This is a genomic window from Streptomyces sp. NBC_00057, assembly GCF_045041165.1.
GTDB lineage: Bacteria > Actinomycetota > Actinomycetes > Streptomycetales > Streptomycetaceae > Streptomyces.
In genome coordinates this window covers 2,647,814-2,660,995 of sequence record NZ_CP108256.1, presented here as the reverse complement: position 1 = coordinate 2,660,995, position 13,182 = coordinate 2,647,814, and the positions used below count along the sequence as shown (strand labels likewise).

The following is a 13,182-nucleotide window of genomic DNA, read 5'->3' as shown; positions in this document are numbered from 1 at the left end:
CGGGCGAGGAGCGGTCACAGTGCAGCGCTGGCGTGGCTTGGAGGACATCCCCCAGGACTGGGGACGCAGCGTCGTCACCATCGGCTCCTATGACGGGGTGCACCGCGGACACCAGCTGATCATCGGGCGGGCCGTGGAGCGGGCACGCGAGCTGGGCGTGCCGTCGGTCGTGGTGACCTTCGACCCGCATCCCAGCGAGGTCGTACGGCCTGGCAGCCACCCGCCGCTGCTCGCCCCGCACCACCGGCGCGCCGAGCTGATGGCGGAGCTGGGGGTGGACGCGGTGCTGATCCTGCCGTTCACCACCGAGTTCTCGAAGCTGGCGCCGGCCGACTTCATCGTGAAGGTGCTCGTCGACAAGCTGCACACGCAGCTGGTCATCGAGGGCCCCAACTTCCGCTTCGGTCACAAGGCGGCCGGGAATGTGCAGCTGCTCACCGAGTTCGGCGAGACGTACGACTACGGCGTCGAGGTCATCGACCTGTATGTGAGCGGCGAGGCGGGTGGCGGCCAGCCGTTCTCCTCCACCCTCACCCGACGGCTGGTCGCCGAGGGCGATGTCGCTGGCGCCGCGGAGATCCTGGGCCGGCCGCACCGGGTCGAGGGCGTCGTGGTCCGCGGCGCACAGCGCGGCCGTGAGATGGGCTTCCCCACGGCCAACGTGGAGACCCTGCCGCACACCGCGATCCCCGCCGACGGCGTATACGCGGGCTGGCTCAATGTGAACGGCGAGGCGATGCCCGCCGCGATCTCGGTCGGCACGAACCCGCAGTTCGACGGCACGGAGCGGACGGTGGAGGCGTATGCGATCGACCGCGTCGGCCTCGACCTGTACGGGCTCCACGTCTCGGTGGACTTCCTCGCGTACGTACGCGGGATGCTGAAGTTCGACTCGATCGACGACCTGCTCGTGGCGATGGCCGCCGATGTTAAGCGGTGCAGCGAGCTGATCTCCGCGTACGAGCGCGGCTGACGAAACGGGCGGGCAGGTCCTCGGCCATCGGCACCCGGTACTCCAGCGCCTCGCCGTTCAGCAGTGCGCCGTCCTCGTACCGCATCCCCTCGAACATCGCCTGGGCCGGGCCCATGACGACGGCGCCCTCGTCCTGGCTGCTGCCGGGGGTAGCGTGACCGCCCCGTCGGGCGTCAGGCGGCCGCCACCGCACGCATGGGTTCCTTCCTCGGTTACCGGGTCACCGTCTGCGATGCCCGCCCGGCCTTCGCGACCCGGGAACGCTTCCCCACCGCCGACGAGGTGATCTGCGCCGGGCCGCACACCTGTCTGGGGGTGACGGACATCGACGAGCGGACGGTCATCTGCGTACTGACGCACGAGCCGAAGTTCGACGTTCCGCTGCTGGTGGCCGCGTTGCGCACACCTGCCGCGTACATCGGGGTCATGGGCAGTCGGCGCACCCACCTGGACCGGGCCGCGCGGCTGCGGGAGGCCGGGGTCGACGCGGCCGAACTGGCGCGGCTCGCATCGCCCGTCGGGCTGGACCTCGGTGCGCGCACACCGGAGGAGACCGCCGTCTCGATCGCCGCGGAGATCATCCAGCACCGGTGGGGCGGGACAGGCAGGCCGCTCGGCGAGCTGACCGGGGCGATCCACGGCCGGGCAACCGGCGGCCCGCCCGGCGCCTGACAGCGCGGCGTCCGCCGGACGAGCCGGGGCCCGTCCGAGGGTGATCCGCCGGACAGGCCCCAGGTCACCCCGCTACGCCCGCGCCTTCGCAGCCGCGCCCGCCCAGTGGCACGCCACCTGCGTCTGCCCGCCGCCCGCGAGCACCGGCAGGTCCTTCGTACGGCACGCGTCCGCGACACCCGCCCGCTCGGCCTCGCCCGAGGCCAGCACCTGGCAGCGGGCATGGAACCGGCAGCCGGACGGCACCCTGGAGGGGTCCGGCGCCTCACCGGTAAGGATCACCGGCTCCGCCCCGGACTCCGGCAGCACCGACAACAGCGCCTGGGTGTACGGGTGCTGCGGATCCGTCAGGATCTGCTCCACCTCGCCCGTCTCCACGATCCGCCCGAGGTACATCACCGCGACCCGGTCGGCGATGTTCCACGCCAGGCCGAGGTCGTGCGTGACCACCAGAGCGGACAGGCCCAGCTCGTCCCGCAGCCGCAGCAGCAGCGCCAGGATCTCGCCGCGCACCGAGGCGTCCAGCGAGGCCACCGGCTCGTCGGCCACGATCAGTTCCGGCTCCAGCACCAGCGCGCCCGCGATCACGACCCGCTGGCGCTGACCGCCGGACAGCTCGTGCGGATACCGCAGGAAGAACCGTTCCGGCGGCCGCAGCCCGGCCCGGGACAGCGCCCCGGCCACCGCCTCCCGCTCGTCCCCGGCGTAGCCGTGGATCCGCAGCCCCTCGGCGACGGCGTCGTACACCGTGTGCCTCGGGTTGAGCGAACCGCTGGGGTCCTGGAGCACCAGCTGGACCCGCTTGCGGTACGCCTTCAGCGCCCGGCTCGCATAGTCGAGCGGCTGCCCCCCGAAGGTCACCTGCCCGGACGTCGGCGGGACCAGGCCCAGCAGCGAACGCGCCAGCGTCGTCTTGCCGCAGCCCGACTCGCCGACCAGGGCGACGATTTCGCCGGGACGGATGTCCAGGTCGACGCTGTCCACGGCACGCGCCGGGGCAGCCCCGCGCCGACCGGGGAAGGTGACCTTCAACCCCTGGGCGCTGAGCAGGGGAGTGGTGGTGGTCATGATGTGCTCCTTGCTTCCTCGGCACCCGGCCGGGCCAAGGCCGCGGCCACCCCCGGCTCCACCAGCACACAGGCGGCCCGCCGCTGTGGCCCGGCGTCCCGCAGCTCCTGGTCCTGCGTCGTGCAGGAGTCCAGGGCCACCGGGCAGCGCGGGTGGAAGGTGCAGCCGCCGGGCAGCGCCGACGGGTCCGGCGGATCGCCGGGCAGCCCGCGGGGTGCGAACCGGGAGGCCGGGTCGCCGATGCGCGGAAAGGCGCCGGACAGGGCTTTGCCGTACGGGTGGTGCGCGTTCTCGTAGACCTCGGACGCCGGGCCCTCCTCCACGACCCGGCCCGCGTACATCACCGCGAGCCGGTCGCAGGTGTCCGAGAGCACCGCGAGGTCATGGCTGATCATGATCAGGCCGAGGTCCTGCTCGGACACCAACTGCTCGATCAGCCGCAGGATCTGGGCCTGGATCATCACATCGAGAGCCGTGGTCGGCTCGTCCGCGATGATCAGGCCCGGATCGCAGGCCAGCGCCATCGCGATCATCACGCGCTGCCGCTGCCCGCCGGAGAGCTCGTGCGGATAGGCGTTCGCGCGGGCGGCAGGCAGCCCGACCTGTTCCAGGAGTTCGCCGGCCTTCTTCGCCGCCCCGGCCTGTGTCGCCTTCCTGTGCAGCAGGATCGGCTCGGCGATCTGCTCCCCGATACGGTGCACCGCGTTGAGCGAGTGCATCGCGCCCTGGAACACGATCGATGCCCCCGCCCAGCGCACCGCCCTGACCTGACCCCACTTCATGGTGAGGACGTCCTCGCCGTTCAGCAGGATCTGACCGGAGACCTTCGTCCCGGCGGGCAGCAGCCGCAGCAGCGCGAGCGCCAGTGTCGACTTCCCGCAGCCGGACTCACCGGCGATGCCGAGCTTCTGCCCCGCGTCGACGGTGAGGTTCACGCCGCGGACGGCCTGCGCTCCGCCGGCGTACGTCACCGTGAGGTCCCGTACGTCGAGAAGTGGCGTCTTGTGGATGCTCGTCGTATTCAACGGGCCACCCCCAGCTTGGGATTGAGGACGGACTCGATGGCGCGGCCGCACAGCGTGAACGCCAGGGCCACCACGGCGATGGCGATCCCGGGCGGTGCCAGGTACCACCAGTCGCCCGCGCTCACCGCGCCCGCCTCGCGGGCATCCTGGAGCATGCCGCCCCAGGAGGTGGTGGTCGGGTCGCTCAGGCCGAGGAAGGCCAGCGTGGCCTCGGTGAGGATCGCGCTGGAGATCACCAGCGTGGTCTGCGCGAGCACCAGCGGCATCACGTTCGGCAGCACGTGCCGGACCATGATGTGCCCGTGGCCGCCGCCCAGGGCGCGGGCGCGCTCGATGTACGGGCGGGACTCCACGGCAAGGGTCTGGGCACGGACCAGCCGGGCCGTGGTCGGCCAGGTCGTGACGCCGATCGCGATGATGACCGTCCACATCGAGCGGTCCATCACGGTGGCGAGCGCGATCGCCAGGACCAGGGTCGGCATCACCAGGAACCAGTCGGTGACCCGCATCAGGACCGTCGAGTACCAGCCGTGGAAGTGCCCCGCGACGATGCCGACGACCGTACCGATGGCGACGCACAGGAACGCCGCGAGCAGGCCGACCGTCAACGAGACCCGGGCGCCCCACACCAGCAGGGCCAGCACGCTGCGTCCGAACTGGTCCGTACCGAGCGGGAATTCACCGCTCGGCGACTCCAGCGCACCTCCCGGCGCGCCGGTGACGCTCTGCGAGTCGGCGCCGACGAGCTGCGGCGCGAACAGGGCGATCAGCGCGATCAGGACGAGCGCGGCCAGACCCCACAGTCCGCTCCTGTGGCTGCGGTACTCCCGCCAGAAACGGGCGACGGACCGGCGCTTGCGCGCCCGGGCCAGAGCGCGCGGGTTCTCGGCCGCTTCGGCCTTCGTGGGCGTGGGCATGGATTCGGTCGTCATCGGCCCACCCGGGGATCGAGCAACGGATACAGCACATCGGCAAGGGTGTTCGCCAGGATCACCGCGGTGGCGAAGACGAAGAACAGCCCCTGCACGAGGGGGAGATCGGGCACGCTGAGCCCCTGGTAGAAGAGACCGCCGAGGCCGGGCCAGGAGAAGACCGTCTCTACCAGGATCTGCCCGGCGACCACATGCCCCAGGTTCACGAACATCAGTGTGAACGTCGGCAGCATCGCGTTCGGTACGGCGTGCTTGCGGCGTACGACATCGTCCCGCAGCCCCTTCGCGCGGGCCGTCGTCAGATAGTCGCTGCCCATCTCGTCGAGCAGCGAGGAGCGCATCACCAGCAGCGTCTGCGCATACCCGACCGCGACCAGCGTGATGACCGGGAGGACCAGATGATGCGCCACATCGAGGATGTACGCGAATCCGCTCTCGCCGCCCGATTCCATACCGCCGGTCGGGAACATCCCGGGGATCGGACCGATGCCCACCGAGAAGACGATGATCAGGAGCAGGCCCAGCCAGAACGACGGCACCGAGTAGAGCGTGAGCGCGAACGCGGTGTTGAAGCGGTCGCTCATGGAGCCGTTGCGCCACGCGGTACGGGTGCCGAGCCAGATGCCGAGCGCGGTGTAGAGGACGTACGACGTGCCGGTGAGGAGCAGGGTCGCGGGGAGCGCCTCGGTGATCTTGTCGATGACGGGCGCGTGGAACTGGAACGAGGTGCCGAAGTCGCCCGTGAGGGCGTCGCCGACGTAGCTGGTGAACTGCCGCCACATCGGCTGGTCGAGGCCGAACTGATGCCGGAGCGACTGGAGTTGTTCGGCGGAGACGGGGCGGCCGCCTGTCATCTGCTTCACCGGATCGCTGGGAATGAGCCGGAACAGGAAGAAGCTGGTGACCAGGACCGCGAACAGGGAGACGGCCGCTCCCATGATCTTGGCCGCGACGTACTGGAGATAGGCCTTGGTGTTACGCGCCCGTGGACCGCGGGCGGCCGACGGGCCGGCCTGGGCCGGGCCTTCGGTGTCCGCATCCGCGATCTGCACGAGCGCCGGAGTGCTTTCAGCTGTCATAGGGAACTCTCGTTACTCGTGCTGCACTGAGACCGACCGGCAAATGGAGGTGCGGCGTTGCACCCCCATTTGCCGGTCGGTCCTGGAGGAAACCGGTGGGGCGGCTTCGTGTCGCCCTGGCCGGCCCCTCTCGAACCGTCCGCGTGATTACTCGCGGTCGTCCGCAGTGGTGCGGCGGCGCGTCGCGAAGAACAGACCGCCACCGGCGAGCACCACGACCACCACGATGACGCCGATGACGACTCCGGTGGAGCTGGACCCGCCGGAGCTGTCCGAACCGCTGCTGCCCGCCGGAACGGCCGACCACCAGCTCCAGTACCCGTCCTGGCCGTAGATGTTGCCTGCCGCCTCGGGCATGGTCGTGATCGACTTGATCTGGTCGGTGCGGTAGGCCTCGACCGCGTTCGGGTACGCGATGATGTTCATGTACCCGGAGTCGTACATCCATGACTGCATCTGCTTGACGATGTCCGCGCGCTTGGCCGGGTCGTACTCGGCGAGCTGCTTCTTGTAGAGCTCGTCGTACGTCTTGTCACAGATGAAGTTGTCGGTGGCGGCGCTGTCCTTGGCCTTGGCCGGCAGGGCGTCGCAGGTGTGGATGCCGAGGACGAAGTCCGGGTCCGGGTTGACGGACCAGCCGTCGAAGGCGAGGTCGTACTCACCGGCGTACCAGGGAACCGAGACGTCGTCGAGGCAGTCGACCTTGAGACCGATGCCGAGCTTGCCCCACCACTCCTTGAGGTACTTGCCGATCGCCTTGTCGTTCGGGTCCGTGGCGTGGCACAGGATGCGCAGGTCCAGCGGCTTGCCGTCCTTGCCGACGCGCTGGTCGCCCTTGAGCTTGTAGCCCGCCTCGTCGAGGAGCTTGGCCGCCTTGGCCGGGTCGTAGGCGAGGCTCTGGTCGGCGGACGGCTGCCAGTGGTACGCCGAGAAGCGCGGCGGGATGTAGCCCTGGCCCTCGACGGCGTGGCCCTGGAAGACCTTGTCGATGATGGTCTTGCGGTCGATCGACAGGAAGAGGGCCTGGCGCACCTTCTGGTCGAGAAGGGCCTTGTTGCCGTCGCCGAACTTCTTGCCGTCCTTGGTCTGCGCGCCCGGGTTGGTGGCCAGTGCGAAGAAACGGCGGCCGGGGCCCTCGTTGACCTTGATGTTCTTCTCGCCCTTGAGGGACGCGGCCTGTGCGGGCGTCAGCGCGGGGGAGCCGGCGACGAAGGAGACCTCGCCCTTGCGCAGTGCGGCGACCGCGGCGTCCTGGTCCTTGTACGTCTTGAAGACCAGCTCGTCGAACTTCGGCGCACCGCGCCAGAAGTTCTTGTTGGCCTTGAGCTTCACGTACTGGTCGACCTTGTAGTCGGTCACGACGAACGGCCCGTTGCCGACGATCGGGAACGTCTTGTCGTTGTTGAACTTGGAGAAGTCACCGACCTTCTCCCAGACGTGCTTCGGCACTATCGGCACATCGAGTGCCGCCATGGTGGCCTGCGGCTCCTTGAGCTCGATGACCAGCTGCGTGGGGCTCGGGGCCGTCACCTTCTTGAAGTTCGCGACGAAGTTGCCGTTGGCCTGCGCGGCGCCCTCGTCGGTCATGATCTTGTTGAACGTCCACGCCGCGTCCTCGGCGGTGGCCTGCTGCCCGTCCGACCACTTGGAGTCGGACCGGATGGTGTACGTCCAGGTCAACTTGTCCGCGGACGGCTCCCACTTGGTGGCGAGGCCGGGGATCGCGTGATTGTCCTTGGGGTCGTAATTCGTCAGGAAGTCGTACATGAGCCGGCTGATGCTCGTGCTCATCAGCCGCTGAGCGAGGAACGGGCTCAGGGAGTCGACGCTCTGTGCGACGGCGACGGTCAGTGTCGACTTGCCGCTGTCGGCGGCCTGCGCCTGCTGCGGCGCGGCACCGAGGGGCACGCCCGGGACGATGGATCCGGCGGCCAGCGCCAGAGCAGCCGCCCCGGAGGCCAGGAGGACACGCAGACGTGAACGTGGCTGGGCAGAGGGTGGTGGAACTCTTTCGACCATGGTCAGGGACCTCGCGTCATAACTCGCACGGAGAAGGCGGGTTGATCTGTGGTTCGCCAGCTGGTGAAGCGAAGGTCTATCAGCGGGGGTCGAGCCGCGTCAACGGTCACCGAAACGGCGTGTGGTCTGCGGGAATGCGCAGAGGGCCCGCACCGTGGAGACGGTGCGGGCCCTCATTGGTTTGGACCTCTGTTGCCTTACTGCTGAGGCGCTGGCGGCGGCTGCTGCGGCCAACCCGCGGGCGGTACGGGACCCTGCGGTTCGGGCGGGATCGGCTGTCCGGGTTGACCCGGCTGACCGGGCTGCTGCTGGTGAGGCGGCGGTCCGGCCGGGCTCGCCGCGGACTGGGCCTGGGAGGGCAACGACTGCTGCCAGCCGTTCTGTTGCACTCCGGGACCGGGCTGAGGGGGGTACGGCTGCGGGGGCTGCTGCCCGCCGTACGGCTGTTGCTGCGGCGGGTACGGCTGCTGCGGCGGGTACGGCTGCTGGCCGGGCATCGGCGGGGCGTACTGCTGCTGGCCGGGCATCGGCGGGGCGTACTGCGGGGGCGGGTTGGAGCCGTTCGACGTCCAGAGCCCCTGCTGCTGCTGGGCACGCGCGAAGTCCTCCGCGACCATCGCGGAGAGGTTGAAGTACGCCTCGCGGGTCTTGGGCCGCATCATGTCGAGGTCGACCTCCGCACCGGCCGACAGATGCTCGTCGAACGGTACGACGACCACGCCGCGGCAGCGCGTCTCGAAGTGCTGCACGATGTCATCGACCTTGATCATCTTGCCGGTCTCGCGGACACCCGAGATGACGGTGATGGAGCGCTGAACGAGCTCCGCGTACCCGTGCGCCGACAGCCAGTCCAGTGTGGTGGACGCGCTGGACGCACCGTCGACCGACGGCGTCGAGATGATGATCAGCTGGTCGGCGAGGTCCAGCACTCCGCGCATCGCGCTGTAGAGCAGACCGGTGCCCGAGTCGGTGAGGATGATCGGGTACTGCTTGCCCAGCACATCGATCGCGCGCCGGTAGTCCTCGTCGTTGAACGTCGTGGAGACCGCCGGGTCCACGTCGTTGGCGATGATCTCCAGGCCGGAGGGTGCCTGCGAGGTGAAGCGGCGGATGTCCATGTACGAGTTGAGGTACGGGATCGCCTGGACCAGGTCACGGATGGTGGCCCCGGTCTCCCGGCGCACCCGGCGTCCGAGCGTGCCCGCGTCCGGGTTGGCGTCGATGGCGAGGATCTTGTCCTGCCGCTCGGTGGCCAGGGTCGAGCCGAGGGCGGTGGTCGTCGTGGTCTTGCCGACGCCGCCCTTGAGGCTGATGACCGCGATCCGGTAGCAGGACAGCACGGGCGTACGGATCAACTCGAGCTTGCGCTGCCGCTCGGCCTCCTCCTTTTTGCCGCCCAGCTTGAAACGGGCCGCGCTGGACGGCGTACGGCTGCTCTTCGCCTTCTGCTTGTTCCGGAGCAGCCGGTCGGAGGAGAGTTCCACGGCCGCCGTGTACCCGAGCGGGGCGCCGGGCACGGAGCGCTCGCGCTGGTCGTGGGTGACCGGGGTCGGCCACGCGGCGCCGGTCCGCGGGTCGACGGGCTGTTGCTGCTGTGGCGGCTGCTGGTGCGCGGGCGGCTGTGCGGCGACCTGCGCGGGCAGATTGGGCGCGCCCTGGACCGGCTGCTGGGGCGCCTGGGGGACCTGCGGCGGCAGCGGCACGCCTTGCTGCGCGGGCCACTGGGGTGTCTGGGGTGCCTGCGGCGGATGGGGTGCCTGGGGCCTCTGAGGAGGCTGCGGGAATCCGTAACCGTCCTGCACCGGTGCCTGCTGCGCGGGGGGAGCGGGCTGCTGCGGGAATCCGTAACTGCTCTGCGGCGGCTGCGGTGGCTGTGGTGCCTGCGGTGGCTGAGGCGCCCCGGCATGCGGGAATCCGTAGCCGCCGGGCGCCTGGCCGGCCGGAGTCTGGGCGGGCCACTGCGGCGCCGACTGAGGCGCGGAGGGCTGCGGCGTGGCGGGCTGGAACGCGGGAGGCAGCGGCGGCAGACCGCCTTGCGGCGGCGCCGGGGTCCAGGGGGTCGGCATGGCGGGCGCCGGGGCGTCCTGCGGTGCGTTGGGGGGCGGTACGTCCTGGGGCGCCGCGTCCGTGACGGCGTCCGAGGACGCGGCGCCCTCAGGTCCGTCGGCAGCAGCGCTCGTGACGTCGCCCGGAGTCTCGGCGGGAGCCTCTGCATCGGCACCGGAATCCGCGGCGGCAGCGACGTCCGGCTCATCGGCGGATTCCGCCGCCTGCGCGGAACCGGAACTGGGGGCTTCGCCCTCGTCCGCACCGTCAGCACCGGCCCCCACGGAACCGGATTTTGAACCCGAGCCGTCCCCGTCCGCGTTCCTCGACGCCTCCTCGCGCTCCGCGATCTCCCGCTTCAGCGCGGCAGGTGAGAACCGCATGGTCGCACCGCTCTCCACATCACCACCCCCGAACGGGTCCGTCATCCCGTCGGGAGCCCCCGCCCCTGCCCCCTCCGCAGGAGCAGGAGCGGAGTCCCCCGCCGTGGAATGAACAGGAGCCGGAGCCGGGTCCGGTGCGGGAGCCGGTGCCGGAGCCGGGGCCGGTGCGGGCGGTGCCGGGGCCCAGTTGGGGTCGAAACCGCCCCCGGCCGGCGGCGCGGGCACGGACAACGGCGCACCGTTGGGCGGCGGAGGCGGCGCCAGGTGCGATCCGGCACCGCCCGACGAGTCCCCCGGCGCGTTCTGTGTGTACCAGGCGGGCGGGGTGTAGTCGATGGTGAACTCACCCGTCATCTCGGCGGGATCCGCGTCGGACGACTCGTCGACGGGCTTGTTCCAGCCCCCGCGGATCTCGTCCCGATCGCCGTTCACTTTGCCTCCTGGTGTGGTCGAGCACCCTTGTGCCTTGGTGGGTGGGGGCGACCGTTTCCGTCTTCCTAACCGCCCGGCTCTCCCCCCGGGACACGCATCGCCTGCCCGCAGGTTCTTCTGCCGTGCCCGGACCCACCCTAATCGTCTTGGGGCTCGCTCCGGCAGGCCGTACGGCACCGCATGAGCCGTCCCGTACATCACGCACTGCCCCCAAGTGAACCGAGTACGGCACAGAGTGAAGGGTGAAGCGGTCAAACTCGCATATCTATGTACGGAATGCCGAACGTTCCGTACAGGCCGAAAGTAAGTCGGCCCCCGTCAGTCCATCCGGCGCGCGCCACCCAGCAGCCCGGTCTCGGCGTCGGTCGCCTGGGTCATCACGAACTCCCGGTCGCGCCCCGAGCACCAGAGGGTGACCCCGTCCGCCAGCGTGGACAGTGCCTGAGTCTCGGCGGCCGGAAGATGCAGTATGCGACCGATCTGTGTGGCTTCGTCAGGAGAGACCCGCTGGATGCCGACCAGGGCCGACTTCTCGATCAGCCTCGGTGCGACCGGACTCAGATACGGAAGCAGCGTCAGCACAGACTGCCAAGGCCCGGACACCACCCGCCCGCGGGGTGGCCGCATGCCGCAGTCCCGCACCACGACCACCGGCGAACCAGCCGAGGGCCCCTGTGGCGGCACCCGCCCCACATCGTGCAGCGTGATGCACGGCTGACCGCCCCCCGCGGCGTGCGCAAGCCCCGTCCATGTCTGCGCCCGCCCGGTCTCCACGACGATCCGCGCACCGGTCGCGGCCGCCCGCAGCGCGAGAACCTGCGCCGTCCACAGCCCGCCGATCAGCGTGACGTCGTACGGAGTCGGCCGGTTGATCCCGAGCACGGCGGGGCGGCCATGGGCGTCCACGCCGATGACCATGCCGTCGTCACCGACCGGCAGGGCCAGCGCCGCCAACTGGTCGAGCGAGACCGACTGCCGCTCGCGACGCGGACCGATCAGCCCGAAGCCGAGCCGGGCACGGGCGCTCGTGGGCACGGACATCAGCGGGTACCCCCGAGCGGCAGAGTGGCGAGCACACCGGGCAGCTGCTCGCGGTCGAGCCGTACCAGCGAGGTCCTGACCCCGCGGGCAGTGCGCTCCAACTCGTGACGGGAGCCAACCAGTTCCTCGTCGCTGCGCCCGGTGATCCGGATGTGCCCCGTGATCGAGACGCCCTGCCGCTCGCCGTGCCCCAGCGTGAGGCTGAAGGTGGTGGCGAGCGCCGGGATCGAGGTGAGCAGGGCGACGAGCTGCGGCATCGCCGCACCGGCGCCACCACCGCTGCCGCCGAGCTGCGGCCAGCGGCCCACCCAGTAGGTGGTGTGCCACCGGTCGTCGCAGCGCCAGGTCCGCGAGGTCTCCCCGGTGCGGCGTACCGGCGTCCCGCCCCGGCCGGCCTGCGCCATGGCCGATGCACTGGCACAGACCGAGGTCGCGATCGCGGACGTCAACTCCTGCTCGGTCAGCACCGTCGCACGGAAGCCCGCTCCGGTCAGCCTGCTGGACAGCTGGTCGGCCGCGCGTACCACGCACTTCTGCGCCCCCGTGATGCCACCGCCGCGCGCCTGCACGGCCTCCGGGCAGAGTTCCGGGTCCAGTTTGAGTGCGATCCAGGTGATCCGGACGGCGGGCGAACCCGTCTGGGCCTGCAGCGGCGCGTAGTTGCGTGCGGCGACGGACTGCTGGGGCAGATGCGGGGCGGGTGCGGGCTGGGTGTGCTGCACGATCTGCGCCGACTCCAGCCGGATGCCGTCGACTTCCAGCACATCCTGTACGAGCGCCAGCGGCAGCGGCTGCACGGACCGGTCCGGCCTGAGCGCCGAGGCGTCCGACTCCACCTGGAGGACGGCCGTGACGAACGTACCGTCACCGATCATCCCGACCGGCCGCCGGTCACGGTCGCTGAAGGAGTACGTACGCAACGCCGGATCGCACTCGACGACGGGCGCTATCCCCGGCTCCGTTCCCGCGGGCAGCTCCAGCGAACCGGCCCTGCGTGAACGCGCGCGCAGCGAGAGGACGGTGCCCAGCCACTCGGGAAGTGAACGGCGGTGTCTGCGCACGACGGCCAGCAGCACCAACAGCGCGGCGACCACGACGGCCGGGGCCAGTAGCAGGGGTTCGATCACCCACGCCGCGAGCAGCAGCGCGGCCGCGGTCTCCAGCAGTACGAGTTGTTGCAATCGGAACGAACCGAGCTGCCCGGGGCGTCCGTTGAGCCGTGCGGAGGCCGGCCCTCGGGCGCCCCGCGAAGAGCGGCGGGAGGCCGGTGGGCCACCGGCCGGAGGAGCTGTGGAGACCGTTGCGTTCCCGGCCGGACGTGTCCGTGTCGCGGAAGCCGTCATTCCGGCATTCCCCCGTTCATTAGGCCCCAACTCCACCCGTATTCCGCCTGCCCCGCACGGAGCTTCGGCGGCTGGATCACCCTACCCGCCCCACCACCGCTCGCGGTCAGCAGGCATAGTAGGGGGCCGGTCCGGCACCCAGGTCCGGCATCGCGGGCCCGGCACAGGG

The 13,182-nt window shown here is 70.6% G+C and carries 10 protein-coding genes and 1 pseudogene; 2 read left to right on the top strand and 9 right to left on the bottom strand.

Going from position 1 to position 13,182, the window contains the following annotated elements; genetic code table 11:
* Positions 1-19: 19 nt before the first annotated feature.
* Positions 20-973, top strand: coding sequence for a bifunctional riboflavin kinase/FAD synthetase (locus OG953_RS12310; protein WP_405684143.1), 954 nt, complete (start codon positions 20-22; stop codon positions 971-973).
* On the opposite strand, the gene OG953_RS12305 is transcribed toward OG953_RS12310, so the two are convergent.
* Positions 930-1,166: a molybdopterin cofactor-binding domain-containing protein gene (locus tag OG953_RS12305; RefSeq protein WP_405684141.1), complete on the bottom strand. Its 237-nt coding sequence runs from the start codon at positions 1,164-1,166 to the stop codon at positions 930-932. The genes OG953_RS12310 and OG953_RS12305 overlap by 44 nt on opposite strands.
* Between OG953_RS12305 and OG953_RS12300 the strand changes: the two are divergent.
* A pseudogene (locus OG953_RS12300) lies at positions 1,151-1,645 on the top strand (XdhC family protein); the annotation flags it as partial. The gene OG953_RS12305 and the pseudogene OG953_RS12300 overlap by 16 nt on opposite strands.
* A gap of 72 nt (positions 1,646-1,717) precedes the next feature.
* On the opposite strand, the gene OG953_RS12295 reads toward OG953_RS12300, so the two are convergent.
* The 8 genes from OG953_RS12295 to eccE all read right to left on the bottom strand — a co-directional run bounded on the left by OG953_RS12295 (position 1,718) and on the right by eccE (position 13,013).
* The gene (locus OG953_RS12295; RefSeq protein ID WP_405684140.1) at positions 1,718-2,713 is read right to left on the bottom strand and encodes an oligopeptide/dipeptide ABC transporter ATP-binding protein; all 996 of its coding nucleotides are present in this window, start codon (positions 2,711-2,713) and stop codon (positions 1,718-1,720) included.
* Positions 2,710-3,738, bottom strand: coding sequence for an ABC transporter ATP-binding protein (locus OG953_RS12290; RefSeq protein ID WP_405684138.1), 1,029 nt, complete (start codon positions 3,736-3,738; stop codon positions 2,710-2,712). The genes OG953_RS12295 and OG953_RS12290 overlap by 4 nt, the downstream gene beginning before the upstream one ends.
* Positions 3,735-4,670, bottom strand: a complete 936-nt coding sequence (locus OG953_RS12285; protein ID WP_405684137.1) for an ABC transporter permease — start codon at positions 4,668-4,670, stop codon at positions 3,735-3,737. The genes OG953_RS12290 and OG953_RS12285 overlap by 4 nt, the downstream gene beginning before the upstream one ends.
* Positions 4,667-5,749, bottom strand: coding sequence for an ABC transporter permease (locus tag OG953_RS12280; RefSeq protein WP_405684136.1), 1,083 nt, complete (start codon positions 5,747-5,749; stop codon positions 4,667-4,669). Before OG953_RS12280 ends, OG953_RS12285 begins: the two co-directional genes overlap by 4 nt.
* 147 nt (positions 5,750-5,896) lie before the next feature.
* Positions 5,897-7,768, bottom strand: coding sequence for an ABC transporter substrate-binding protein (locus tag OG953_RS12275; protein ID WP_405684134.1), 1,872 nt, complete (start codon positions 7,766-7,768; stop codon positions 5,897-5,899).
* Between the two features lie 197 nt (positions 7,769-7,965).
* Positions 7,966-10,629: an SCO5717 family growth-regulating ATPase gene (locus tag OG953_RS12270; RefSeq protein WP_405684132.1), complete on the bottom strand. Its 2,664-nt coding sequence runs from the start codon at positions 10,627-10,629 to the stop codon at positions 7,966-7,968.
* A gap of 318 nt (positions 10,630-10,947) precedes the next feature.
* Complete coding sequence (locus OG953_RS12265; protein WP_405684131.1) at positions 10,948-11,670, bottom strand: hypothetical protein; 723 nt, start codon at positions 11,668-11,670, stop codon at positions 10,948-10,950.
* Positions 11,670-13,013, bottom strand: a complete 1,344-nt coding sequence (eccE, locus tag OG953_RS12260; protein ID WP_405684130.1) for a type VII secretion protein EccE — start codon at positions 13,011-13,013, stop codon at positions 11,670-11,672. The genes OG953_RS12265 and eccE overlap by 1 nt, the downstream gene beginning before the upstream one ends.
* Positions 13,014-13,182: the final 169 nt, after the last annotated feature.

Coding starts and splice junctions, on each gene's coding strand:
- OG953_RS12295 (WP_405684140.1), bottom strand. CDS start 2,713: ATGACCACCACCACTCCCCTGCTCAGCGCCCAGGGGTTGAAGGTCACC.
- OG953_RS12285 (WP_405684137.1), bottom strand. CDS start 4,670: ATGACGACCGAATCCATGCCCACGCCCACGAAGGCCGAAGCGGCCGAG.
- OG953_RS12280 (WP_405684136.1), bottom strand. CDS start 5,749: ATGACAGCTGAAAGCACTCCGGCGCTCGTGCAGATCGCGGATGCGGAC.
- OG953_RS12275 (WP_405684134.1), bottom strand. CDS start 7,768: ATGGTCGAAAGAGTTCCACCACCCTCTGCCCAGCCACGTTCACGTCTG.
- OG953_RS12265 (WP_405684131.1), bottom strand. CDS start 11,670: ATGTCCGTGCCCACGAGCGCCCGTGCCCGGCTCGGCTTCGGGCTGATC.
- eccE (WP_405684130.1), bottom strand. CDS start 13,013: ATGACGGCTTCCGCGACACGGACACGTCCGGCCGGGAACGCAACGGTC.